This window comes from Escherichia sp. WS2035 (genome assembly GCF_046487065.1).
Taxonomy (GTDB): domain Bacteria; phylum Pseudomonadota; class Gammaproteobacteria; order Enterobacterales; family Enterobacteriaceae; genus Escherichia; species Escherichia coli.
Genome location: NZ_JBJQKD010000021.1, coordinates 19,447 through 43,856 on the forward strand (window position 1 = coordinate 19,447; position 24,410 = coordinate 43,856).

General features: G+C 49.9%; 31 protein-coding genes and 1 pseudogene. 1 reads left to right on the plus strand and 31 read right to left on the minus strand.

The window, feature by feature from the left end; translation table 11 throughout:
• Positions 1 to 13: 13 nt before the first annotated feature.
• From traS to traM, 28 genes are all read right to left on the minus strand, one after another.
• On the minus strand, positions 14 to 523 hold the full coding sequence (traS, locus tag ACJHX4_RS24100) for a conjugal transfer entry exclusion protein TraS (RefSeq protein WP_000628099.1): 510 nt from the start codon (positions 521 to 523) through the stop codon (positions 14 to 16).
• Complete coding sequence (gene traG / locus ACJHX4_RS24105; protein WP_001007045.1) at positions 520 to 3,345, minus strand: conjugal transfer mating-pair stabilization protein TraG; 2,826 nt, start codon at positions 3,343 to 3,345, stop codon at positions 520 to 522. Before traG ends, traS begins: the two co-directional genes overlap by 4 nt.
• Complete coding sequence (traH, locus tag ACJHX4_RS24110; RefSeq protein ID WP_001137358.1) at positions 3,342 to 4,715, minus strand: conjugal transfer pilus assembly protein TraH; 1,374 nt, start codon at positions 4,713 to 4,715, stop codon at positions 3,342 to 3,344. The genes traG and traH overlap by 4 nt, the downstream gene beginning before the upstream one ends.
• The gene (gene trbJ, locus ACJHX4_RS24115; protein ID WP_010379880.1) at positions 4,715 to 5,077 is read right to left on the minus strand and encodes a P-type conjugative transfer protein TrbJ; all 363 of its coding nucleotides are present in this window, start codon (positions 5,075 to 5,077) and stop codon (positions 4,715 to 4,717) included. Before trbJ ends, traH begins: the two co-directional genes overlap by 1 nt.
• The gene (gene trbB, locus ACJHX4_RS24120; protein ID WP_000052618.1) at positions 5,007 to 5,552 is read right to left on the minus strand and encodes a type-F conjugative transfer system pilin assembly thiol-disulfide isomerase TrbB; all 546 of its coding nucleotides are present in this window, start codon (positions 5,550 to 5,552) and stop codon (positions 5,007 to 5,009) included. Before trbB ends, trbJ begins: the two co-directional genes overlap by 71 nt.
• The gene (traQ, locus tag ACJHX4_RS24125) at positions 5,539 to 5,823 is read right to left on the minus strand and encodes a type-F conjugative transfer system pilin chaperone TraQ (RefSeq protein ID WP_000624110.1); all 285 of its coding nucleotides are present in this window, start codon (positions 5,821 to 5,823) and stop codon (positions 5,539 to 5,541) included. Before traQ ends, trbB begins: the two co-directional genes overlap by 14 nt.
• A gap of 118 nt (positions 5,824 to 5,941) precedes the next feature.
• Complete coding sequence (gene trbA / locus ACJHX4_RS24130; protein WP_001287677.1) at positions 5,942 to 6,289, minus strand: conjugal transfer protein TrbA; 348 nt, start codon at positions 6,287 to 6,289, stop codon at positions 5,942 to 5,944.
• 15 nt (positions 6,290 to 6,304) lie between these two features.
• Entirely contained in the window at positions 6,305 to 7,048 is a 744-nt protein-coding gene (gene traF, locus ACJHX4_RS24135; protein ID WP_001514239.1) for a type-F conjugative transfer system pilin assembly protein TraF, read from the minus strand.
• Positions 7,041 to 7,298 carry a conjugal transfer protein TrbE gene (locus tag ACJHX4_RS24140; protein WP_000864325.1) on the minus strand — a complete coding sequence of 86 codons (258 nt, stop codon included), beginning with the start codon at positions 7,296 to 7,298 and terminating at the stop codon, positions 7,041 to 7,043. The genes traF and ACJHX4_RS24140 overlap by 8 nt, the downstream gene beginning before the upstream one ends.
• Positions 7,299 to 7,324: 26 nt before the next feature.
• On the minus strand, positions 7,325 to 9,133 hold the full coding sequence (gene traN, locus ACJHX4_RS24145; RefSeq protein WP_000821846.1) for a type-F conjugative transfer system mating-pair stabilization protein TraN: 1,809 nt from the start codon (positions 9,131 to 9,133) through the stop codon (positions 7,325 to 7,327).
• Entirely contained in the window at positions 9,130 to 9,768 is a 639-nt protein-coding gene (trbC, locus tag ACJHX4_RS24150) for a type-F conjugative transfer system pilin assembly protein TrbC (protein ID WP_000777693.1), read from the minus strand. Before trbC ends, traN begins: the two co-directional genes overlap by 4 nt.
• Before the next feature lie 8 nt (positions 9,769 to 9,776).
• The gene (gene traU, locus ACJHX4_RS24155; RefSeq protein WP_000830839.1) at positions 9,777 to 10,769 is read right to left on the minus strand and encodes a conjugal transfer pilus assembly protein TraU; all 993 of its coding nucleotides are present in this window, start codon (positions 10,767 to 10,769) and stop codon (positions 9,777 to 9,779) included.
• Positions 10,766 to 11,398, minus strand: a complete 633-nt coding sequence (gene traW, locus ACJHX4_RS24160; RefSeq protein ID WP_001203720.1) for a type-F conjugative transfer system protein TraW — start codon at positions 11,396 to 11,398, stop codon at positions 10,766 to 10,768. The genes traU and traW overlap by 4 nt, the downstream gene beginning before the upstream one ends.
• Positions 11,395 to 11,781 (minus strand): type-F conjugative transfer system protein TrbI, encoded by a 387-nt coding sequence (gene trbI / locus ACJHX4_RS24165; RefSeq protein ID WP_000214082.1) that lies wholly within the window; start codon positions 11,779 to 11,781, stop codon positions 11,395 to 11,397. The genes traW and trbI overlap by 4 nt, the downstream gene beginning before the upstream one ends.
• Positions 11,778 to 14,405 carry a type IV secretion system protein TraC gene (gene traC, locus ACJHX4_RS24170; protein WP_001064252.1) on the minus strand — a complete coding sequence of 876 codons (2,628 nt, stop codon included), beginning with the start codon at positions 14,403 to 14,405 and terminating at the stop codon, positions 11,778 to 11,780. The genes trbI and traC overlap by 4 nt, the downstream gene beginning before the upstream one ends.
• 159 nt (positions 14,406 to 14,564) lie before the next feature.
• The gene (gene traR / locus ACJHX4_RS24175; RefSeq protein ID WP_001278689.1) at positions 14,565 to 14,786 is read right to left on the minus strand and encodes a conjugal transfer protein TraR; all 222 of its coding nucleotides are present in this window, start codon (positions 14,784 to 14,786) and stop codon (positions 14,565 to 14,567) included.
• 134 nt (positions 14,787 to 14,920) lie between these two features.
• A complete protein-coding gene (gene traV / locus ACJHX4_RS24180) occupies positions 14,921 to 15,436 on the minus strand; it encodes a type IV conjugative transfer system lipoprotein TraV (RefSeq protein ID WP_000809841.1) in 516 nt (171 codons plus the stop codon).
• Positions 15,433 to 15,684: a conjugal transfer protein TrbG gene (gene trbG, locus ACJHX4_RS24185; RefSeq protein WP_001038342.1), complete on the minus strand. Its 252-nt coding sequence runs from the start codon at positions 15,682 to 15,684 to the stop codon at positions 15,433 to 15,435. The genes traV and trbG overlap by 4 nt, the downstream gene beginning before the upstream one ends.
• An 11-nt stretch (positions 15,685 to 15,695) precedes the next feature.
• A complete protein-coding gene (locus ACJHX4_RS24190) occupies positions 15,696 to 15,893 on the minus strand; it encodes a conjugal transfer protein TrbD (RefSeq protein ID WP_001324648.1) in 198 nt (65 codons plus the stop codon).
• The gene (gene traP / locus ACJHX4_RS24195) at positions 15,880 to 16,470 is read right to left on the minus strand and encodes a conjugal transfer pilus-stabilizing protein TraP (protein ID WP_000002796.1); all 591 of its coding nucleotides are present in this window, start codon (positions 16,468 to 16,470) and stop codon (positions 15,880 to 15,882) included. The genes ACJHX4_RS24190 and traP overlap by 14 nt, the downstream gene beginning before the upstream one ends.
• The gene (gene traB, locus ACJHX4_RS24200; protein WP_000146685.1) at positions 16,460 to 17,887 is read right to left on the minus strand and encodes an F-type conjugal transfer pilus assembly protein TraB; all 1,428 of its coding nucleotides are present in this window, start codon (positions 17,885 to 17,887) and stop codon (positions 16,460 to 16,462) included. The genes traP and traB overlap by 11 nt, the downstream gene beginning before the upstream one ends.
• The gene (traK, locus tag ACJHX4_RS24205) at positions 17,887 to 18,615 is read right to left on the minus strand and encodes a type-F conjugative transfer system secretin TraK (protein ID WP_001230787.1); all 729 of its coding nucleotides are present in this window, start codon (positions 18,613 to 18,615) and stop codon (positions 17,887 to 17,889) included. The genes traB and traK overlap by 1 nt, the downstream gene beginning before the upstream one ends.
• The gene (gene traE, locus ACJHX4_RS24210) at positions 18,602 to 19,168 is read right to left on the minus strand and encodes a type IV conjugative transfer system protein TraE (RefSeq protein ID WP_000399785.1); all 567 of its coding nucleotides are present in this window, start codon (positions 19,166 to 19,168) and stop codon (positions 18,602 to 18,604) included. The genes traK and traE overlap by 14 nt, the downstream gene beginning before the upstream one ends.
• A gap of 21 nt (positions 19,169 to 19,189) precedes the next feature.
• On the minus strand, positions 19,190 to 19,501 hold the full coding sequence (gene traL, locus ACJHX4_RS24215) for a type IV conjugative transfer system protein TraL (protein ID WP_000012106.1): 312 nt from the start codon (positions 19,499 to 19,501) through the stop codon (positions 19,190 to 19,192).
• Positions 19,502 to 19,515: 14 nt separating this feature from the next.
• Positions 19,516 to 19,881 carry a type IV conjugative transfer system pilin TraA gene (gene traA / locus ACJHX4_RS24220; RefSeq protein ID WP_000994779.1) on the minus strand — a complete coding sequence of 122 codons (366 nt, stop codon included), beginning with the start codon at positions 19,879 to 19,881 and terminating at the stop codon, positions 19,516 to 19,518.
• A gap of 32 nt (positions 19,882 to 19,913) precedes the next feature.
• Positions 19,914 to 20,309, minus strand: a complete 396-nt coding sequence (gene traY, locus ACJHX4_RS24225; RefSeq protein WP_001309237.1) for a conjugal transfer relaxosome DNA-bindin protein TraY — start codon at positions 20,307 to 20,309, stop codon at positions 19,914 to 19,916.
• 98 nt (positions 20,310 to 20,407) lie between these two features.
• On the minus strand, positions 20,408 to 21,097 hold the full coding sequence (gene traJ, locus ACJHX4_RS24230) for a conjugal transfer transcriptional regulator TraJ (protein WP_000283385.1): 690 nt from the start codon (positions 21,095 to 21,097) through the stop codon (positions 20,408 to 20,410).
• Positions 21,098 to 21,283: 186 nt separating this feature from the next.
• On the minus strand, positions 21,284 to 21,667 hold the full coding sequence (gene traM, locus ACJHX4_RS24235; protein ID WP_001151524.1) for a conjugal transfer relaxosome DNA-binding protein TraM: 384 nt from the start codon (positions 21,665 to 21,667) through the stop codon (positions 21,284 to 21,286).
• Positions 21,668 to 22,081: 414 nt separating this feature from the next.
• Between traM and ACJHX4_RS24240 the strand changes: the two genes are divergently transcribed.
• A complete protein-coding gene (locus ACJHX4_RS24240; RefSeq protein ID WP_000759163.1) occupies positions 22,082 to 22,591 on the plus strand; it encodes a transglycosylase SLT domain-containing protein in 510 nt (169 codons plus the stop codon).
• 295 nt (positions 22,592 to 22,886) lie between these two features.
• On the opposite strand, the gene ACJHX4_RS24245 is transcribed toward ACJHX4_RS24240, so the two are convergent.
• The 3 genes and pseudogenes from ACJHX4_RS24245 to ACJHX4_RS24255 all read right to left on the minus strand — a co-directional run bounded on the left by ACJHX4_RS24245 (position 22,887) and on the right by ACJHX4_RS24255 (position 24,344).
• Positions 22,887 to 23,708, minus strand: coding sequence for a DUF932 domain-containing protein (locus tag ACJHX4_RS24245; RefSeq protein ID WP_001234468.1), 822 nt, complete (start codon positions 23,706 to 23,708; stop codon positions 22,887 to 22,889).
• Positions 23,709 to 23,826: 118 nt separating this feature from the next.
• Entirely contained in the window at positions 23,827 to 24,114 is a 288-nt protein-coding gene (locus ACJHX4_RS24250) for a hypothetical protein (protein WP_000107520.1), read from the minus strand.
• A gap of 24 nt (positions 24,115 to 24,138) precedes the next feature.
• Positions 24,139 to 24,344, minus strand: a pseudogene (locus ACJHX4_RS24255) (single-stranded DNA-binding protein).
• Positions 24,345 to 24,410 lie beyond the last annotated feature (66 nt).

The window sequence follows — 24,410 nt, forward strand, 5'->3', positions numbered from 1 at the left end:
CCAAAATATCCTTTTAACTAACAGACTCTTTTTTGAACAGTCCTATTACTGAGGCTATAGCTGAGAGATTATAACGATTTATATCTATGGTATACACCAAGAAAAATAATATGAATGTAATCATTAGTGCAAAAACATATAAGATAGAATGCATAAACGAAACCATAGAAAAAACAATCAAAAACAACAAAATATATGTCTTACTCTTAGAATACATAAAATTTATTATTTTTGAATCCTTTCTGAAACTATCAGGAATCGCAAGGTATAACATCATTCCATTTGTAATAGCCACAAAAAGCAGGAACCCCATCATTCCACTAGCACATATATCAAAGCCAACATCCCTGACATCACTTTTAACCGATACTAAACGCAGAAAAGTTGGCCATAATAAAACCCATAAAAACACATAAGTTCCCGGCTTTATGACTTGTAATAATGATGGGATATTAACACCCTCTACAGAGAGTACCTCCTTTAGTTTTTGCATCTCCATTTTTATATCATAGTGAGTGATCATAATGGCCCCTTCAATCGTTCTTTCTTATCATCCACCATCTGTTTTAATGCATCTTCAGACGGTGTTGGCATTAATTTCTGTCGTTTATTTTCTTCATTATATCTGTTGTTTTGTTGAATTTCTTCCTGTTTGTGATTATTTTTTAACTCTGAATATTGTCTGTCTACAATATTTTCTTCGCCATGAATACTATTCTGAGTATCTCCGATATTCCCTTTATATTCTGTGACCATATTATCAACCTGATGTTTTACATCATTACGGATATTACTGTCCTGCGTTCTTTGATCAATAATGGCCTGATGCCCCTGATGGTCAGCAATAATATCCTGGCTGCCACCACCCGAAGGTACGCTCTCCATTCCTTTACCAATATCCCCACGGGATTCACGCCAGGCATTATCAACACCAGGCTGCACCTGTTCCTGAACAAAAGACCATGCCATCGCCCGACGGCGTTCTGCAATCTCCGGTGAACTGGTGTTTGTCAGAATAGCTTCGGCATCCTGCGGTGCGTGTTTCATCACATACAGTGCAAACTGTTGCGACAAATCTTCGCTCATCTGCCCACTCATGCTTTCAGTACGGGATGCCATTTCAGCATATTCATGGCTGCGGGTCATATTCGTCGTGTACTGGTCGTAACTCTGTTTCGCTGAGTTCAGGGCTGCAGACAACTGGTCCACGCGGGAATCGGCATTATTGTCAGTATGGCTGCCGGATTCACTGACTTTGCGACTGGTAAAGTAATCGCTGGCCTCTTTAAAGTCCTTACTGGCTTTAGCATCGATATCATGGCGAGCATCATGGGTAGCCCTGCTGCCACTACTTGCTGAATGTGAGTCATCATCCGTTGCATCCAGGCTCCCCTTAAATCCACCTCTGATGCCTACCCCACCACCAACACCAAGAATTTTAGGTTTAACCCCCCATTCAGCATGAGCATCAGCATACATTCCACCAGATAGCCTGGTACTTGTTGATGCCAGTTCCTGAGTCGCCTGCTCATTACTGATATTATGCGCCTTCGCATAGCTTTCCACTGCACTGCGCATACGGCTGGCCATCATGGAGTCCTGTGCACTCATCGTGCTGTCAGCACCACCGGTGACAGAATCACTGCTCCCCCGGTTAGAACCAAACTGACTGAGCGTGTTCCAGGCACTGGCAATACTGCTGCTGAACCCATGCAGGGCACTTTCTGCTCTGTTCGATGCTTCCCGGGCCATTTCCTGTTGTGCCGCCGCAATCTGACGCGTTGCATTGATGCCGACCGGTAACCGGGACATCGCTCCGCTTGCATCCATCACCATATTACCGTCACGGGTCTGTGTGGCGGTTGCGCCACTGCCGGTCTGGTACATCATCTGACCAAACGACGTGGTGCTGTTGGTGCTCCAGCTGAAGCCGTTCACGTTTTCCGTCTGCATGTTGCCGTAGGAGTAATTACCGTCAACCACACTGCCTGCTGCACTGGCGGTCGGGCTGATAGCAGAGGAAGCGAAATGGCTGTACACACTGGAAAATCCTGCCCCGAGCCCCCTGACCATCATCCAGGATAATGGCGGGATCATCATGGAAAGATACCCGGCAGTGGAAGCCAGATCGGAGTATTTCAGCTGTATCTGTGAAATTTCCGAGAGCACCACCGGTGCACCATTCTGCTTTGCATAAAATGTCATGGCGCTGTTCAGAATGGCGTACAACATTGGCCATGACTGCAACCACATCAGGGCAAACACATAGCCTTTCAGGACGGACAGCGTCAGTTTGTTGAAGACAGCCGCCAGTACCAGGAGCGGGAAAATACCGATGGCGATCCCCGTCAGGATGGTCTGCGTCATGGGCAGTGTCCGCATCGCCACATGACCGATGGAGACATGTGCCAGACGTTGTTTCTCCATCGATGACGTGGTGGCCAGATTCACCAGGCTGGCCGAATCACCATTACGTGCGGCATAACTGGTGATCCCCTCCTTCAGCGCATTGATGGTGACATTCTGGCGGATGATCTGGCTGGCTGATTTACTTGAGCCATAGAAGTAACTGTAACTGTCGCCAATCAGCGTACTGAACAGCAGGTTAGGATCAGGGCGTCCGCCAAATAGCTGCTGGGCATAATAATGCCAGGTTTTTCCGCCACTCTGTGTGTCCAGATTCAGCTTGTCTTTCAGCGAAACCGAAGCGTCCTTACAGGTTACGAAATTATTATTGCTGTCATAAACGCCCCGCAGCGGGCTGGGGCGGGAAAAAATCAGCGTGTAGGGATCAGCGGAGGCCATCAGCTCCTCCAGCGTATATTTGTGGTTCAGGTAAATATCCCCCATCACGCAGTTCTGCACATAATCCTGGAAAAGATTGGTGATTTCCGGATTCCGGGACAAAAAGTCGGTGCTTTTTGATACCAGTTCTGCGCCAAACAGCATCCCCGTTTTGCTGTAGGTGACGCTGTCCGGTTGCGTGAAGATCATCTCGTAACTGGCCACCATTGCATGCCCGATACGGGTCGTCAGTGAAAGTGGCATCGCCAGTCCGACCGGCACATTATCCACCCGGTGAACTTTGACCAGGTCACTGTTATCAATAACCTGCACCGATGTGCGGACATTAACCAGCAGGCTGATAAGCACAAACACGGCCACCCAGCCCAGCAAATCCATCACGTTGTGCCGCTGTACCCACATCACGGCCACCGCGAGAACAGACAATGTGAGCGCAATTTTTTCAATGGAATCCCACGTCCTGGTTCCCATAAAGGCGGCAATGGCGTTCAGGTTATTCCGCAACCACTCACCACCGGCAATCACATAAACTTCATTCACAGCGTGCTCCCTCCGAAGTGATAGTTGTTCTGGTAACGACTGAGCATGCGGGCGGAAAGCTGCTGACGCATGTAGCTCATCTGACGATCGACAACCAGCAGCGCATCCTGCTGTACCTGCACCTGTGACTGAAACGCCGCAATCTGCCGGGTGGCATCATTCATGTTGTCGTTAATATGTTCGATAACTGCTTCGTCATAATTTCCTGTGGCCACCATCGCCCTGGCCTGCTGTATCAGCTCCTGAATGTACTGCAGCAGGATGTCGTAACCGATATAGTCCGTCAGCTGGTAAATCATACTGTTGGAAACACCGAGCATCTGCGGGTCAACCAGGTATTTGAAGACGGGGATGGTGGTACTGGAAATAAAGCCTTTTTCCTTGTCATCCAGAGGCGTGTCACTGACAGCCTTGTTCTGAATGCTGGCCAGAAGTTTAGTAATCTGAGACTTCAGTGCATTATCCCGGCTGATGGTCACCGGTGTGTCTGCCACCACTTTCAGGCATTTATCAGAATCGTTGCAGTGATAAATTTTTGCTGTGCCGCCTTCCATCATGGCCCGGATAATTGAGCGGTCAGTGGTTCTGGCTGACAAGGGTGTGATTTCGCCGTTAGGCCCAAACACCAGTGAGCCGGTCAGCGTCATCACAAACTCTTTCAGCTCTTTGTTGCCGTCAAACATTCTGTTTTTGGAAAGCGCATTCCACATGATGTTGATGTTTTTGGTCACCCGCTCCTTATCCTTGTCGCTGGCTTTATCCCTGACACTGTCAGATTTCCCGCCAACGGTACATCCCTGCCGGGAAGCCGCCCAGTCAGCAAAAATATTGCTCTCACCGGCAATGTCCTGACAGACTTTCTGCTGGGACACCTGCGTCCGGGGGAAGAGCCCGCCGATAATCCCCTGTGCAGCCTGGCAGGAACTGAGGTTCATACTGTTAATGTCGCTTGCCATTTTCTGCAGGAAGTCTTTTGCGGTTTTGATTTCCGGCACCGTTGTCTGCAGGGCAAGGTCAAAAAAGTAACCGGCAGCATTGCTCATAATCTGCTTAACAAAACGCTGCAGCTGCTCGCCATTAATAAAACTGAACGAGCCGAGATAGGCGTCGATGCCGCCACATCCGGCATTGATATCCGGCAGCGTCATGGAAATCAGCTGAACATTTTTGACCTGAGTACGGGCATACAGGGAGCCACCGTAAGCATAACCGGCGGCCTGCCCCTGCCAGACGCCCGGCTGTGTGGTATTGGAGGCGAAGCCCAGCTTGTTAAAGAACTGATTCATGTCGCTGTTCACATCCGCTGACGCTGCGGGTGTGACCGTCAGTAAAGCAGCACAAAGAACCAGAAGAGGTTTAATGCGTGGCATCATTCTTGCCCTCCCTTAATTTGTTCTCCCGGCGCATACGACATTTCAGCAGGAATATCCCGATATTTCCGTCCAGTCCTGCGGCTGTAATATATTTCAGACACCGAAATCCATCCCACAATTGCCCCCACAAAAAACACAACAGAAACAGAAAAGGTAAGGCACAGCGAAACGACAATTTCTACAGGGCTGGCGGGATAAAAAAGCCCCTGATGGATAAAGGGGATATTCAGGCTGACGATTATTCCCGTCGCGATGCCGGATATTCCGGCAATGAGTAACACCACCTGCTTATTTCGCACCTTTTTTTCCTCCGTACATCTGCAGAACGGTATCCATCCGCGCCATAAAACCGGCGGCATCCGTTGCCCCCTGTAAAAGCGGTAATGCCTCAAGCGTGTTGACGTTGACCAGGAAGGTGGTCGGTGTGGCCACCGGGATATTCGGGAAGAAGGTCTGCATCACGTCCGGTGGCACCGGTAATGCTTCCGGAAAGGCGGTATCCCCCTGACCATCCAGGGTGTAGGGAAAAACGGAAAAGCCGTACTGCTGTGCCAGCTGTTTCAGTACCGGGTCAAACTGGTGACAGTAAGGGCAATGCCCCTGCATAAACAGCACCACCTTCCAGTCGGCCAGGTTAACCTGCCTGCCGTTGCTGAGGCGGAACCAGCGGGGAGCCGGCTTTTCTGTCCTGGCTGACGTGCCTGCTGCCGGTTGTGCAGGCTGCGCGGCCATGCCCTGCGGATTCCAGAGTCGTTCAATTTCATCCCGGGTGGAGGCCTGCACGGCAGCGGCTGCCAGCAACAGGGTGAACAACAGTGATTTAATGAGAGACATGTCTGCCCTCCTGCTGCCCTTCCATCATGGCCTGTTGCCTGGCTTCCAGTGCCTCACGCTCTTCCCGGCTGACACGGGCAATCCATGCATCCAGCACCTGGTATGCGCCGAACAGCACAAGGATGGCCGCAATCAACTCCGCCAGAAAAAAAGCCATCCAGGGTTTGCTGTAAACAAGACGGGCGACGATATGAAACCAGACACCCAGGGAAAATACCCACATTCCCGTAATATCAAGCCGGGGTAAAGAGAATCTGCGTTTACTTATCATGTTAAACTCCGGTTATTATTTACATGAGAGTATTTATGTCTGTAATATTCGCGTTTGTGTGATATTAATCAGATCAACCTCATTATTTTGTATGGTTTTTATTACCGTTTTATATGACTTAGCCTGTCATAAGCCCCCTTATAAAAAACCACATCACTCCGGACCATACTGATGACAACATAATACAGATAAATATTCTTCTGAACCCGTCGAAGCTCGTAACGTTCGGTAATGAGCCAATAACCATTGGAACAACCATTGCTGCGCCCTGATTCATAATTGCACCACACAGAAACCAGAGACTGGCAGTCAGCACATATAAACACGCGATATTAATAACAAGGAAAACCAGTGAGCTCAGGAGAAACATTTTCCTGTCATTACGCTCAGAAAAGAAATAACCGGCAATAATGACAAATATTAACAGAACAACACCTGTAAACATTTTCAAACAATCTTCACTCATAAATCAAATCCGCGATTAAAAATTGGGTTTAAAATCTTCAGAAACGTTCAGGAATTGTTTTGCCAGGTCGTCCTGCGAAATAAAACCGTATGATAACGGGCGAACACTGCCCTGTTTCGGGTCAACCAGCATCATGGCCGGGAAATATTTCACGCCGAGGCGCTGCGCCTGCCCCTGGTCAGTCCGGGAATCCGGCAACAGCGGATTAATCACGCCATCCACGGAAACGGGAATAACACTCAGACCATAGGTATCCCTGAAGCCATTAATGACCTGCGCCAGCTGCCCGTCGATGGGGCCCTGCCCCCGGTAAAAGAACATGATGCCGTAGTGTTCAGCCAGTTTCGCAATGGCCTGTCGCTGCTGCACCTGGTCTGCCGCCAGCTGGTTCCGGACCGTGCCGTTGTAATGGCTGTACTGCAGGTTATAGTCCAGTTCGGGATGCGCCAGCATGGCTTTTTTGGCGCTCATGGTGAAAAGCCCGGCCTGCTGAGTCCAGTAATTCTGCAGCCGGAAATATTTCACAAAATTATCCACGCCGGGATACAGAATAGCTTCGTACAGCGCCCGCTTTGTTGCCGTCTGCAGTGCGGCCAGTTTCTGCATAATGTCCGGCTCCTGACGGGGGGCTGCAGGTACTGGTTTATTTTCTTTTTCCTTCGGATTTATTTTCTCGTTATACCACTGCCAGCCTGCATCTTTTCCTGACGCCGGAAAAATAAAGCAGCAGAGTAACAGTGGCAGTAATGCTTTATTCATCTTCATTCCTTTCATCACTTTTTCTTTCATCAGGTTTCTGCAGGTCAGTCAGGGCAGAAAAACAAAAATACAGAATAAACAGGAGCACACCGGAGTAAAAAATAACGAAAGCAGCAGCAAGTATCTCACCTGCAGTGGTTTCTTTTACCGTATCCCACGACCAGATAATTACCGGGGAAATGACAATCGCTGTAATCAAAAGCCGGATAAGAAAATCAATAAAACGGTTCGACGTGAATATGACTTTCATCATTTTCCCCGGTTATTTTCCCTACCTTACTGTCCTGCCTGTTTCAGCTGGTCAGCAATCTGCTCTTTCACTTTCTGCGTCAGAACACCACTGTCCGGGATTTTCTGGTTATTCATCAGGTCTTCGTAGAAGTTAGTGAAATCCAGTCTGTCGAACTGAATTTTCTGCAGCTCATCAACCGTAATCCCCCGACAGTCAGGATGCTTCGCACTGCCAAAACTGATACGCAGCTGTCCGTTGCGCCCCTGCTGCTGGACTATCTGCGCCAGCTTCGAATCAAACTGACAGTAACTGCGTTTTTTCTCCAGGCAGACACCCAGCACTTTCTTCGAACAGAACTCTCCGACACTGACGGTCAGTTTGTTTGATTTTGCTTTAGCCAGGGCTTTTTCATCACTGCTGCATTTGGCCAGCCCGATATCCTGTCCCCAGCCGCTGTCCTTACAGCAGTTGCTGTATCCGGCTGCAGCCTTCTTACAAAATTTCGCCTGACCGGTGAAAGCACGGACATCCACCCCGTTCAGCGCCGCAACATCCTTACCTGCTGCGGCCAGTGCCGCCAGCTGAGAAACGGCTTCGGCAAAATCATTACTCTTCCCGCTCTGAGCCTTATCGCATTCGCCATCGAGACAGAAGACGTCTCCCCCACAGACCATCACTTTCCCGGATGTTTTTGACTCACAGGAGTACGTGGCATATTCATGCAGACAGGCACCTTCTTCGGAGTAAAAGGTGCACTGGTGTGACACCAGGGTACAGGCAGGATTGTCGGCGTAGGTCTGACAGGTTCCCTTGTCTGCTGACTGTGTGACATACGTGTCCCGGTATGCCCAGCAGCTCTGGTACATGCTGTATGACTGACCGTCTTTCACCAGCGTCCTGTTCCCGCCAGCCTCCGTACATTCTGTTTTTGTCAGTTTCCCCAGCTCCTTGCTGAACGGGCAGCTTTCAGACCAGACAACATACGGGGTGTACGAGGCTTTTTTTACCCTGACAACCAGACGCAGCTTCATTGCCGTATGACGTTTGAATTTTGTATTCCCGACCCGGACGGGGTGAGATGACGTAAAAGCAACACCGGCAGTCAGTGTTTTCTGTACTGGTGTAAATGAGGCATCTGCTGAGTATTTGGCATTCCAGCTCAGTGGGGTTCCCAGTACTGTAATTGTCATAGGTACACTCTTCTGCAGGTAAGTACGACTCCAGCTGTAATGCGCATTGACAATTTCACCGGTAACGGGAGAGGTAATGGAGACAACATACTGACCATTCACTTCACGTGCAGGTAGCTGACTCATTTCATACTCCAGCGTCCGGGTTTCCCATGTGGTACTCCCCTGCAGCTCCATACGGGCAGTTCGTGTGCAGTACTGCTCCACCTGTAAATCCCGCTCACAGGTGTAATTCGTGTATTCACTCCGGCTAATCTCCTGCGCACTGCACTGCTGCCCGGTGTTTCCCACAATGCTGTCAGCCCGGTTCACCACATCCCTGCCGGTCTGGATAAACGGTGCATCCGGTGAAAGAATGTCTTTCGGCTTGTTCATGAATGACTCTGTGATGGTTTTTCCGGTTTCACCGGTCGCCCATTCCGTGGTGCCGTCATTTTTCAGGCCGCCATCCCCGCCGGCAGTCACGCCACCGTAGTATTTTGTCTCGTCCGGATTCGCGTTATAGCCGGGGATACTCTCCTGTGGCTTAAAGCCCTGAATACTGCTGCTTCCCTGCCCTTTGATCTGGTGAGCAAAATCAGAACCGGCCCGGTAATCACTGTTGCTGTCAGCCTGTGCCATGCCGGCAACCAGAGCCAGTATCAGAGGTAAAATACGTTTCATTTCCCGGAAACTCCTTTCCCTGCCAGTAAATCATGAGCCACCTGCCGGCAGTCACCCGTGGCGGCCACTTTCTCCAGCGCCTGGCCGACCCGCAGGTTTCCCCGGATGATGTCGTATCCCTGACTGCAGAACACCACCAGTGCCGGTACACTGCGAATGCCGTACTGTGAAAACAGCGTCGGGTCGATCTGAACACCATCAGTCGCGCCGTCTTTCACCAGGGACAGCACGGCTTCAGCGGTGGTCTTCAGGTCATTGTTCACCATGCCCCGCAGTGTGGCGGGTATACCGTAGTGCCGGGTTTCGCCCAGCATTCGTTTCAGCCCCTCTTCGGGAATGGAAAACGACACAAAATACAGAGCACCCTGCCGGGGTTTCCCGTCCTGCGAAGCCTGCTGTTTACGAACCAGCTCATCCAGGAAATGGTTATCTGAACGCTGAAGGGGGTTTTCCAGCACCTGCTTCTCCGCCCAGGCTTTCAGCTGATGGTCAGGTTTTTCACGCAGTTGTCTGCTTAAATTTTCCTGCTGCTTCAGGAACTGGCGGTTTTCAGGAGTGTTCACGTTTTCTGACGCCATAACCGCCCCGTTCAGCATCATCAGCAGTGCTGCCAGAGATTTCATACTCAGCTTCATCATTCACCTCACAGGAAGACACAGTTACGTTTACGCCACATCAGGTAGCCGAAGTTTTTCTTTGTATTGGGCGGATTTTTCCCGGTTTCCCAGCGGGTCACACTGCGCCCGAACGGGTGGCACTGTCCGCTGTCCGGGTACATATTCACCATCTGGTAACGCCAGCGTTCTTTGGGCAGGATTGGGGACGGATATTCATTACAGACGGCGTTATTTTTCCCGATGGTTTCCATAATCATGCCCTGACGGTGCAGCTTGAACGCCATGCGTTCACTGACCAGCAGGGAGGACTGCAACGGACTGGACTCATTACTCACCCAGCCATTGAACGGGTACATACTGCCCTGCGAACCGGCACACCAGAACAGAACATCGAGAGGCATATTAAAGGCGCTGGCAATGGCATCTGCTGCACAGGCCCCCTGTGCTATCGGATTGGCAAAGATGACAGCTTCCGGATTGAGAATGGTGGTCAGGCTGCTGTCCGTCCAGGTGGGGTCGATTTCAGAAAGATAAGCGATATCCAGGTCACCACCTTCCAGACAGCCCAGCGATGTGATGATGTTAAGCCAGTACGTCAGCGGGTATTTGTACCAGTGAACGTGATAGAACGCCCCGTTCACCTGCTTCTCATCCTTTTTCGCCGTTCCCTGTGCCGTTTTACCAAAAGCCGGCAGGCTGAAGCCCAGGTTAACCATGCATCCCGGTGATCGGGTGACGTCCGTCAGCGCCATCGGCTCCCAGTAACCAATGGCCAGCCCGATACGCCTGAACAGCGGCGGCGGTGCCGGACAAATCTGAATGGGCATCGACGGGTTCGCCGTGTCGGGGACCTTACCCTGACTGACTTTGATACTGCCCAGCGAGAGCGGGAAAATACAGCTCCAGCAGATATCCGTGATCGGGTTTACAAAACGCCCCTCACAGGCAGAATCCGCAGACGCTGCAGGGACATGACCGGCGAGAAGGAATAACATCAGCAGCCACAGGCTTCGCTTCATTTTCTGCCCTCCTCTGCCGGAATAAATTCCACCTTCAGGAAGCGATCGCCGGGAACGGCGCTCACCCGTGCCGGGACCTGATCAATGCCGAGGCGCTGGCAGAGCACACCGTTCTGGTCAAAGTAAACACGGCTGTCCAGAGACTTCTGCATCTCCGGGATACTGCCCTGCACGAGGATAATTTTGCTCTCCAGTGTGGGCGGCGTCTGGCGTTTCATCCAGGCCACCTGCGCCGGATCATCGCCATTGATGAAATACAGCGTCTGGTTAAAAGGAACATACTGCAGCGGATTCATCACTTCACCCTGACGGGCAAACACCCGCCCTTCGTTATCCCGGATATCCGCAGCCAGTCTGACGGACGGGTCAAACAACCGGCTGCCGTATTTCTCCGTGCGTCCGATACCGGGCACGGCAGGGGGCCGCAGACTGTTGCGGATCACCCGCTCCTTAAAGGCATCCATTTTCCGGCCCATCTCACCGGACTGCTCCAGTGCCGTCAGGCGCTGCATGATCACCGTCAGCATGTCCGGCTCCTTTACCGGCCACAGATCGCCCCAGGTACCAAGATCGGCGGCGGCCACACTCTGCCCCCATATCAGCAGGGCAATCAGCCCCCGGCATCTCATGGCTCCGCCCTCATTCGCCGGGCGATATCCTGCTGGATTTCCCGGGTGATATCCGGAGCCCCCTGTACCACGGCAGGCGACACCAGAATGACCGCGTGGTGTTTCTGCTGCCATGCCTGCAGGCTGGCTTCCAGTGCCGTGTTAAAACGCGCTGAAAGGGCTTTTGACTGTGCTTCTGACAGTTGTTTCTGACTGGCGCTGTCAAAAAACGCATCCACGGTCTGTTTCATGTTGAAGGCGGCAGTCACCGGTGCGTTCAGTCTGACAATGCCGTAACTGATGGCTGCGTTCAGTAACACCATTGCCAGGCATCCCGGCACCGTCCACCACCAGTGGCTGCGTCGGGGGGCTGTAACGTCAGTCGTTTTTTGCGTTGTGGTCATGCAACACTCCTGTATTTCTCATGTTCTTCCAGCCAGGCTTCCAGCGAAGCCATCTCCGGCCCTGACTTCTTCCACGCCAGCTGCCACACTGCCTCATGAATACTCAGCCCCTCTTTACGTTTCTGCTGCACAAACTCAAAATCCGGGCCGTCAGAGCTGTACATGGCGCGGCTTAACGGGTCCACAAACAGGCGGTGCCAGGAGGAATGGTTTTCCACCTGCAGCAGGAAGGAACTGAACCACTGATCTTTGGCCGCACCGAACTTACCAATCATGTCACGCTGCAGTGGCAGGAACTGGTCCGGATACAGCTGGTTGTATTTCGCGAACTCCTTCGCACTCTGTTTGAGGATAATTTTGTAGGAGGAGTTACCCCATGCTGCACGGGCCGCACTGGAGGCCTTGTCAGAGTCAAAGTCGACGATGTTCTGGGTGATGGTGATATAGGCACCGGTATGACGGCGGGCGGTACGGTAGCCTTTCTCAATAAATTCACCGACCTTGTGATTTTTGAAGTCCAGCAGACGCCAGCCTTCATCAATGACGTTCAGTTTCTTGAGGTTACGCGGCGTGCGGTACATCCGGTTCTCAATGTAAATGATAAGGCTGAACATCACCGCAACCAGCAGGGACGGACGGTCTTCCAGTCCGCCCAGCTCCAGCACCACCATTTTCGCATCATCCCGCAGGGACGGCTCATCGGAGTTGAAATACTGGCCATAAGTGCCGTTAGCAGTGTACTGGTCAAGCAGCACAATCATTTCGTCCAGACGGCTGCGGATGGTCGGTGACTCGGCATACTGCTCGCTGTCACTGGCGTTTTTCAGGAAATCCACCACGTCATCAATACGTGCCCTGTTCTCTTTGGCCAGCCATGATGCCCTGACTGCCTGCAGCAGCAGACCTTCATGCACTTCATCCAGGTTACCGTTGGGGCTGGCCATCACCGACAGCTGGTCACGGACACGCTCCGCTGACTGGTCAATATCGGTGATGTTCGCAAACGGGTTAAAGCGCAGGGTTTCACCGTCCAGATACACCCCGCCCATGTTCTCACACAGGGACTTGTATCCATCCCCCATGTCGAACACCACGGCAAAGCCTCCGGAGTCCAGCACGCTGCGGATAAGTGGCTGTATCAGCCCGGTTTTACCGGCCCCGGAGGTGCCACAGACCGCCATGTTATAGTTGGTGTTATTCATCCCCCGGAAGAAAATATCGATAAACGCCAGCTGGTTACGGTAGGTGGGTGCCAGCAGACCTGCCGGTGTCAGGGGGTTATCCGCCACTAACGGCATCAGGTTGGCCACATTAAAGCTCTCTGCGCGCTGTACCACTCCGGCCTCTTTCAGCTGTTTAAACAACCCTTTCCCGGCCATAAAGGGCAGACAGGTCAGGAAATTGCGCATGTGGTTAAAGCGCGGTGAAATCAGCTCAAAACCGTTTTTACGGAAGCTGTTCAGGATGTCCTGCTCCACTTCCAGTGCCGTTTCATTATTGTCCTTGCAGAAGGCTGTGATGTTGAGGAAGTAGGACACGACAGAGGACTGACCGGAGCCCAGCCGCTGACGCAGTTCCCCCCACTCCTTCGCTTCTTTCTCCACGGACGGAAACCATTTGGCATAGGAGGTCTTCGACTTTTTCTCCAGGTCCATGTACTTCAGGTTGGCTTCGCTGTGGGTTTTCACCTGGTCTTCCACCACCAGAGTCAGCGTCAGGATGAACGGGCAGGAGATGGACAACTCCGGGTTCAGCAGGTTGCTGTAGTTGTCGGCCATGTTCCACAAAAAAGCGATTTCCGGGTTACGGGCCAGATGGAAATTCAGGATGCGGGCCGTACTGTTCCTGCCGCTCTCACGCAGGCCCAGCGTCAGGTAATCAGCCCGGACTTTCAGGTCAAAACTGTCCTCCACACACTGATAATTCAGATCAGAATACGGGTCCAGCTGGCGTCTTTTCGGGTACAGGGAGTCCGGGTTATGGTTAATCATCTCCCCGACAATATCGATAAAGGCCTGTGCATCCACCGTCTGTGTGGTGATACTGGCCCCCTGTAACGACGCCCGGATGATTTTCACCAGGTTTTCCATTTCCAGAATGTCGGCCCGGCTTTTTTTCTTCGAAGGAGAACAGTACGAGATAAACACCCGGTAATGGCGCAGGGTCAGGGGCAGATTCATCCCCTCCGGCAGCGGAAACTGTGTCGCTGCCGCTTTCATATAATAGGCCCGGGTAATGGCGTTAAACCGTTCAGCCTGTTCACCTGACCAGGAGAACTCACGCAGCCCGTATTCAATCCTGTCACCAACCAGCTGACTGGACATCAGATGGATACACAACGGAATACCGCGCGGCAGTTTGGTGCGCAGCATGTGATCGAGGGCCTCCACAATGGACTCATTCGCCCCATTGATGGGAATGGCTTCCAGCATAAAGCCCATCGTGGTGTCATTCATGAACAGACCGGATTCCTGGTTGTAATCACGGTACGGCAGCAGACGGCTGAACTGCGGGAAGCTCATTTCGCCCAGAACTTCATTGGCCTTTGCGGATTCGTCAGGCAGTTTCAGTGCTGTGACGAGGGAGTTAACCGCCTGAGTGACGGCCTCAAGTGGGTTATTCACATGAATTCCTTAGTTGAAAAATAAAGCGAGAAATGCGGTAGCCATGAAGGGAATACCTGTAATTAACGCGCCATTTCCCGGCGCATATACAAAGATTTCTGTTTTCTGAATATCCACTCATGTTCATCCGGAATTAAATCACTATGTTCTGCGACTGACTTATGCATAATGTTTTCTCTGTCTTTCCTGATACGCCTGACATTCAACGCACAACGTCACACCGGGAAATATTTTCCGCCGGGCTTCCGGAATAGGATTTCCGCATGCTTCACAGAGATAAACAGGAATACCATGAGCATTTATTTTCTGGCGTATCCGGTTTATTCCTGTCATGGTCAGTTGTTCTGTCACTGAATATGCTTCATCGGCTTCATCACTCACGGAATATTCCTCCCGACATATTCTGACACGCTACCGCCCATCCCTTTTCACGCACAGGGCACTCGTTTTACAGGCAGATTTTGAATACAGAAAGCCCGCCGGCATTGCCGGCTGATATACAACTTCAGGGCCAGTTAATTAATACGTGGTTTTCCCCACGCAGACGGTTTAATAACAAAAAACACGCTGGATGGCTGATGATAAACATCCTGGTTATCAATATAAGGCGCTATCCATAATGCTGCCGTCTGCTCACCCGTTCTTAGCGGACGAGGAGGTGTTACCGGCGTAACTGAACTGACCGGAACAACCGTTTTCACTTCCCGGGCAGCGGTAAACAGCGGGCGAGGTGCCAGCAGTTTCTGCTCCGGATGTGCTGTCACCGCAGGTCTGCTGCCGGACGGAGTGGTCGCGGTGACGGTCTGCACCGGCATTGTCCGGAAGTTCCCTTCAGCCAGGCGCGGCAGTGATGCCGCAACCGGCTTTGCTTCTGAGGACCGCTCCAGTTTTTTGGCCTTCTCATTGGCCTGCTCCATCGTCATACAGGTATCGGATGTGGTGGCGTTACACTCAAATTCCGTACTGGTTCCGGCACAGCCGGAAAGTAATAAGGTCCCCAGCAGAGGAATAAAGAAAGAAATCTGTTTCATTGTCCCTCACCTTTCTCATCGCAGTTCACAAAATCCTTCTTCAAATCCCTGACCGTACAGGTTTTTACAATGTCAGGATTTTCAAAAACCGTACTCCGTGATGATTTATAAACATATGCCACAATGCGTTTCCCACCCGCATCAGGTTCTGGTGCACTGACTTCACATAACGGAGGTGTTATTCCGGACTCATACAGCACCGGATAATTTATTTTTTTGACGCTGCCATCAGAAACCAGCTTATTCATCGAAGGGTTCCTTATATTTCTGAATTCTTCATCACACCGACAGCAGTCATATTAAAATTGTCCGGCAATGACTCAGAACCGAATTTCTCCGGTGCAGGAAGTACGATTCTTGTGGCGCAGTTACTGAGAACAGCATGCATAAAATCATCTGACACGGTTTTACCCGGCACAGAGAGGGCTGTAATAACATTAATATTACGCATGTTCATTTTTATCTCCGTTGTTTCTGTTTGTTCTGTCATCAGGAAGATAAACAGGGCATTTCCTGATTTTTCCCGGCAGGGAAGCGTCTTCCGTATAAACTTCCTTCAGATGTTCATCTGCGGTTACCACCCGGATACATTTCATTTTTCCGGGTCGCACCGGATATTTCCCGGTGATCGCTGCCAGCGAGACATACATCAGTGCCAGTGTTGCCCATAATGCGGTGACCAGTTGCATCAGTGACCGGTCAGTCTCCCTGACATAATCTGCAGCATCAGCCGCGCGGTAATGGCAGATACCCTGTATTTCTGATCTGCCTGAAGAATCAGAGGAAGAAAACCAGCATTCACTGACCGGGAACTGTCCGGCAGGTGCTGTTTGTCTTACGAAGTTAATCTCCTTAACCAGTAATTTCCCCGGCGTGGTGTTGTCCTTCCATAAAACAAACAGAGTCATCAGGGCCATTGTGGCCAGTGGCAGAATGACGGTGTACTTCAGACACCAGAACAGTCCTCGCAGAACCCGGGCGACAACATACCGGGCGGCATGGCACGCCTGACGGGACGACATATTATTTGCCATCGTTGCCCCCTCCCTGGCTGCCGGACATAAACTGCTGCGGATTCAGGTTGCCCAGCTGCTTCAGCATCTGGTCAGTATTAAAGCCGTTAAGATGACTTTCAGCCGATGGCGGAACAGGAACCGGACTTTCCGGATTGTCTTCTTCCGCTCTGCTCTGCGTGCGTTCCAGCGCCATCTCTTCCACGGTTTTCAGCTGGAAGCCGTCCTGGAACACCACGGTCACTTCGTTGCCCGCACCAATCGGTATCACCGGGTGATACTGTTCGGCACGTTTGATGTAGTAGTCACTGAGCGTCTGTGCGGCTTTCGATGCGCCGCCACCGATACCCATTTTCAGGACATCACCAGCCCCGTAAGCGGCTGTGGCACCCAGCCCGACAGCCGGCTGGGAGGCGCGCTCCATTCCCTGACCAATACCGTCAACAAATCCCGCGCCCCATGCCCAGCCGAGGATTTTGCCGTTACGCATCACCACTTCGCCCTTGATACCGTTTTTACCCCGGAAGCTGACATGCCCCTTAATCGGCATATCAATAGTTTTGCCGTCCTTCAGGCAACTGATATTGCGGGTGCGTACAATGGCACGCTCACTGGACACATCCCCCCAGGCTTCCAGACCCACAAAACATCCCGTTGCGTCATACGTCTTGCTGTTCGGCATTTCCACCAGGCCGGTGATACGCAGCTGCATCGGCACCGTGGATTCATTACCGGTGACAGAGGCATTGGCATCCGCCCCTTCAATCAGCATGGCTTTCGCAAAACTTCCTGACGGAATGTACGGCAGTGATGGTCCCTGTTTTCCCTCATTACGGGTAAACACCTTACGCTGTATCCGGTTAGGCACCGGCACAGACTGGTACGTCACCTGTGGTGGTGGCGTGACACCATTCCCGGGATAAAACGCCGTCGGCGGTGGAACAGCAACGCTGCCCTGCGGCGGGAAGGATACGGGGGTGTTTCCTGGCTGTGGTTCGCCTTCCGGGCCGGGCGGTGAGGCAGGCATCTGCGGTACAGGCTCACCGGTCGCCGTGACGGGATTAGCACCCAGGGCTTTTACCTGCTCTGCCAGGGCGGCATTGTCCTGTCCCAACTTTTCAATACGACGCTGGTCATCACCGCGCTGTTTGTTCAGAACATCCAGCTCACGACGGATTTCCTCATACTGCTTCTGCATCTGCGCTGCCGTCACCTGCATCTCGGTGGTGGCATGCTGACGCACCTTGTCATCAAAGGTCGTATCCACCACACCGGTCATATCCGGCACAGGCTCCTGTTCAGCCACGGTTTCACCGTTACCGGACATGTCCACATCAGACAGATACAGTGCCCCACCAATCGCGGAGGCTGTACCGACAACCACAATCCCCAGCCACAGGTACTGCTTGCGTTTCACAATGGTATTGATACTGGCCATCAGTTGCCCTCCCCGTCACGGATGACATACACATCCATGCGCGCACCTGCCAGTAACTGGCTGGCAGGCTGGCTGAACATCACGGCACGGGTTCCCGGCTGCCAGAAGTCACTTTCCCGGATATTCAGGGCAGACAGCGTTTTATTTTCCACGGCAAAGCGGACCATCTTCAGGTGATTCCCCGTCCATACGGCATCTGCCACTGAAGACAGCCCCGCCGGGGCCTGCAGGGTTTCCTTTGTCACTGGGACCTGATACCAGCCTGCGGGTAATTTTCCGCCACGGACGGCCTGGCTGATGGTCACAAGCAGGGATTCGTAAGGCGTGGACGTTTCCCACGCACCGGCTTCTTCTCCGGTTCCGCGCAGGTCACTGACCAGCTGAATGGTACGCCCCGCGCCTTCACGGGGAACGGCCTGAATGGAAAGATTCAGACCACGTTCTGTTTCCAGAATGAACGTAAAGGGCTTTTTGTTGACGGTGGCAACCACCACACCGCCGGAGGCGGTCTGCTCATTATTGGTCAGGGCACCATCCAGACTGTTCACGGCGATAATCCGATCACCGGGAACGGTAAACAGATTCGGGCTGGTATTGCTGATGGCAATACTGGCCTGACCACCGTTCACCATTGGCACCACGGTGGGGGCCAGCGTACCGTTTGCGGCCATCACGCTGCAGGAAAAAAACAGGCTGCCGAATATTATTGCCGTATTATTTTTTCTCATCGTCTGTTTCCCCGAAATTATCCAGCCAGGTCACCCCGTTTTCCCGCTTCAGAATAAGGATGTAATGTTTGATATCAGTGAAAGGTTTTGAATCACCAATCCAGGTTTTAAGCACACCTCGAATTTCCACACGGCCATACTGAGGCCAGACACGAACACTGGTCTGGAAAAAGGCTGAGTTCACGTTATCGTTTTTAATACGCTTCGCTTCTTCAGCCAGAATAACTTTCATCTGGTTCTGTGCGCCCGGGCGGATATATTGCAGAAGCGCCTGATGTGAGGCATCGACGGTTTCTGATGAAACATTCAGACGGAGGGCAATAAATGACAGCGCCATCTGCTGTAAATAAGAGGCGTCGGCACTGTTCTGTGACACGGCAAAGGGGGCATTAAATGCCATTGGCGTCACGGCAGTGCGTTGCTCATTCTGAAGACGGTAGTTATTCATCCCCTGAATGACGTTAACAGAGAGGCTGAGAACAATAAGCACTGACATAAATATAAAGGCGATGGCCATTACACGACTGGTACTTAAACGGGCACCGTGTTCCATATAACAATCCTGGTATCAGTTCTATTTAATCCACTGCCGGAAACACGAATCGGGAACATTATGAAAAATACCGCGCAGCAGGGCTGTTGGCATATACCAGTAAATCAGGTCACGTAACCAGGAACTGCCCCGCCCTTTTTTCAGTTTTTTAATCCCGAAATAAACCAGAACCGCTGCACCAATACCGAACAGATATTTCGATGTTGTGATACCCCAGCCAATACAGATTGCTGCGGGGATCAGTTCATCCAGTGGCAGGCCAAACCAGCGGCTCTGGTTGGTCAGTGTTTCCGGGAAACGATATTTCTTAAGTTTATTCTCGTCTCCCGACATCGTTTTATTTCCTGTCAGAGGCCAACGACGGCCATACCCACAGCAATAAATACAGAGATGATGGCAAAACCGGCCAGGAACTTGACGTTTTTGGTCATCATGTACATGACAGCACCGACCAGAACTTCAGCCAGAACAACCCATTTAACAACACTGGAGTCCTTACCGAAGGTCGCCTTAACCGTGGTGTTACCGCTTGCCATCAGGTCCTGACCACTGCTGCCGGCGGCCATCGCCAGCTGCGGGAAGAACATCATCAGAACAGCAGCCGGGATCACTGCGCGAGCCAGGCGAAGCATATTCAGACGAGTGAATTTGGAAAAAAACGACTTCTTTTTGACGGGCGCAGAAGCACCCTGAACACTTAAAACAGCATTCATAAGTTACCTCAATTTCGGATAAATGAATAAAACTAGAGTGTATTAAATGTTATATCTTCCTCTTTATCTGCCTCCCTGAATATCTCCGAGTTATAAAAATCAGGAAACTTGATCAAATGATCAATAACTCTGTCTGCAGCCTCATCTGTTTTACACCATCCACTACGATTTTTGGCTGCAATAAGTAGCTGGTTAGTTTCATCATCCAGACGCATTGTCAGATACTTAACCAGCGACTTACCATAGATATTCCCTGCCCTGTTAAACTTTGGATAGCGGTGAAGATGATCTTTAAGTCTTATTACTGCCTCAAACGATCGACTTCTTCCGCTTCTGTTACTTGCCTCAATTAATAGACTTTCCACATCTACAGGTAATTTTAGTTTTACCATCTTACCTGTTGCAGAACGTGTACCAAATCTTTTCAATAACACCTCCCGCTGTTTATCTTCTGGTTACCACTTATGTTTGCAGAATAATCAGAAAAGGTAAATAGACGGAAAGTCTATATTTTATTAACACCTTATTAACGCGTATTTATGATACACATAGCTTTCTCGTATAAATAATAAATAAACTTTTTATTGTAGAGTAAGATAATTAACTCATCTTTATTAGAAACAGAGAAGTAGTCGCATATCAGAGATGCGTGTTTCTTTGATGTGGAGATGGATATATTTAATATTCTTGCTATAGCATTATGACTGATTCCGGTGCTATATAAGTAAAAGACATCATTTACATATGATGATACAGAAGAATCATCACTCATTCTTCTGATTATATTTCTGATATCATCACTGACAATCGTTTTTTGATTATAACTGTCTTTATGACGAACATGAGCAGCATCATAAAATTGCCACAGAATAATATTTCTGTGTCCATTAAGAAATGACTGGACAGATATTGTCCAGAATCTGTTCTGAATAAAAACATCCTCTACAAGATTAAGATGCGTATGCTCATTCCTATATGCTTCCATCTCTGTGACAGAGATCAATTCACAAAAATCTCTCTGCGACAGAAGCCATTTTTCAGCACTTTGATCTTGTGTAAGAAATGACTCATGAAACAGCGTATTGCAAAAAATAAATTTTCCAGTTTCGTCCCTGATACAGGCTGGATTTGGATAATCCTGAATAACTGCCGTCAGATTTTCCAGCAGATCTATTTGACGAGCATGTTTTTGTTGAATACGATCCATCGGATACATAGGAACCTCCTCACAAAGGATTCTATGGACAGTCGATGCAGGGAGTTCACGTCTCCCTGCATCGGCGATTTTCAATTTCAAATTTTAACGTGGCATTAACCACGTAATTAATATACTAATTATCTTTCGTACTGTCACCTTTTTAAATCATAAAAACTCTGATATTTGAACGAAGTCAAATTTCTTTTATTCATCATCATTTTTTGGAAAAAATCGTTCCATCTCAGATGATACCTTCTCCCTGATATCTTCAACCATATTGGCATATTCAAACTTTGGATTTCCGGAGACATGAGGACTGAGAGACTCAATACCCAAAATTTTCGCTACTGATGATTGTGTTTTTACAACGCATTCAAGAAGCAATTTATTAAACTCAGTCTGATTAAATGCAGACTCTTTACGCTCCATCTGAGCCTCATGTACACGAAGCCCCAGTTCAAGAAGCATTGAAGCTGTTGCTGAAAAACTGACATCTTTTTCCCTTGCCCCTTCCTGTCGACGCTTCTCAATAATCGCATTTATTTTTTCATAGGCATCATTGCTGATATACAGGTTCACCTTAGCCATTAGAGATTACCTTTTTTGAACATAAAATAAAGTTAATTTCGAAACACTAAAATTCATAATGCAAACAGGGACGCACCGCTAGCAGCGCCCCTAGCGGTATCCTATAAAAAAACACACCGCGCCGCTAGCAGCCCCCCCTAATATAAAATAATGTTTTTTATAAAAATAGTCAGTACCACCCCTACAAAACGGTGTCGGCGCGTTGTTGTAGCCGCGCCGACACCGCTTTTTTAAATATCATAAAGAGAGTAAGAGAAACTAATTTTTCATAACACTCTATTTATAAAAAAAAATCAGCAAAAACTTGTTTTTGCGTGGGGTGTGGTGCTTTTGGTGGTGAGAACCACCAACCTGTTGAGCCTTTTTGTGGAGTGAGTTAAATTATTTACGGATAAAGTCACCAGAGGTGGAAAAATGAAAAAATGGATGTTAGCCATCTGCCTGATGTTTATAAATGAGATCTGTCTGGCCACTGATTGCTTTGATCTTGCAGGCAGGGATTACAAAATAGATCCTGATTTACTGAGAGCAATATCATGGCAAGAATCCCGTTACCGGGTTAATGCCATCGGTATTAATCCGGTAACGGGATATGGCAGCGGACTGATGCAGGTAGATTCCCAGCATTTTAACGAACTGGCCCGCTACGGAATTAAGCCGGAACATATGACAACAGATCCCTGCATGAACATTTATACCGGTGCTTATTATCTGGCAATAGCATTTAAAAAATGGGGCGTCACCTGGGAGGCCGTTGGTGCATACAATGCCGGATTCAGGAAAACCGAACGCCAGAACCAGAGGCGTCTTGCCTACGCATCAGATGTTTACCGGATTTATACCGGGATAAAAAGCAGTAAAGGTATCCGGGTTCCGACCACGAAGAAATCACTTTCCCAAATGAACAGTGTGCAGAACAATTAATATTGTATACATTGTCAAATACCGGTTATGCCGCGACAGCGGCATGGAAGGCCACACACAAAAATATCATATGAGTGATAATGCTGACTGGCCGAAGCCCCGCAAAGCGGGAACCCATATTATATATATCCGGTAACTGCGTAGCCTCCTGCCAGACCATTTTTCGCGGGCACAATATTTACAGACTACCGAAAAGCCAGTTGATGAAATTGAGGCATATCAGACGACATAGCAATGCCGAAGGATGACAATATAAGTAAAGCCCCGAAAATTTTTCGGGGCTTTACCTATATTATCACGACTTCCACTCCCTGAACTGTTCGGCAATCATCCATAATGCTTTGTTGATTCTTATATCACCATCAATACCTGTAATGGCTCTTGTCCTGGTATTTTTCCCGGAGGCACTTCGCCCCGATAATCCACCTTTTATCATATTCTCCTGAACCCGCTGCCAGGTTGTCCAGAGATCGTTCTGTTTATCCTCCCGACGACGGGGAGTAATTATCTGTTCAGGCGTCACCGGCGTTTTATTTTCATCTTCATACCTGACCATCAGTGCAGCTCTGCCAAATAAATGTTGCTCGTCACTGTTAAGATGAATTTCTTTCATCGCCTCCATATTATCAGTGACCTTATCAAAGACACCGAGCACTTCATACGCTCCCTCGATAACCTGCCCGACAATATCACCTTTATGTGGAACGCGGATTTCGCCAAAATTATTTCCGCACACCAGGCCATTTGTGCAGACAAAACGAAAAATTCCGGGGATCATCTGATAACTGGATGAACCATCATGTGAATTAAGCAGGATAATTTCAGGAACTTCCTGCCCGTTAATATGCCCTTCCCTGCGAAGACGTAACATATGTTTACTGTATTCGCGACGTCCCAAATCACGAACCCGACTCTGACAGGCAAAGAATGGCTGGAAACCTTCATCACGTAACTTATTGATGATATTGATTGTTGGAATATACGTATAACGTTCACTCCGGGACTCATGTTTATCACCGGAAAACACCGAAGGCACAAACTGCATTAATTCATCATCCGTTAAAGGACGTTCACGGCGGATGGAATTATACCGACCAAAACGGGAAGCTAATCGCATAACAGCTACTCCTTTATGAAAGAATAAATTTAATAAAAAATTTTTCCGCTTAATATCATCCCTCCCGATCTCCATTAACAAGATTGCAACAATCAGGAGGGATATTCATCACATCCGGTCAGCAGATAGCCCGGATATCGAGGCCGGTACGCTTAATCTGACGCAGGAACTGTTTGAAGTGATCGGCTTCCGCAATGTTGATATGGCGGAACTGCGTATCCACACCCCGGCTGAGCGCATAGCTATAGCTGAAGGCCATCTTTTCCGGGTGGCTTTTGCGATATTTTTTCAGCTCAGTCAGGCTGCTGAATTCCAGGACGTCCCACTCTTCCCCGGTGTATTTTTTCTTCCCGGCAACAAGAAGCGTGTACGACGCGATGTTAACGTGGATATTTCGGGTACTCATCCTGCTTTCTCCTCTCTCTGGTTTTCAGCCCCCATCATCTGTTGAGTTTCGGGAGCCGCGGTTTTGACGTTTTGCGGGGACCTGCCGTTTGTTCCCTCCGGTATTCACCATCACCTGTTTGAGAACCTTCGCCGCAAGGGGCATCACTGCCACGGCCTGACGCACCTGTCCTGGGCAGAACGCAAAATTTTTTACCGGGTTTTGGGTAAAAAATTTTGTGGGCTGTTCATTTACCCTGGACAGTCAGTGCGGCAGGTTGTGGCTGTATCAGCTCCCGGCGACAGGGGCTTAAACAG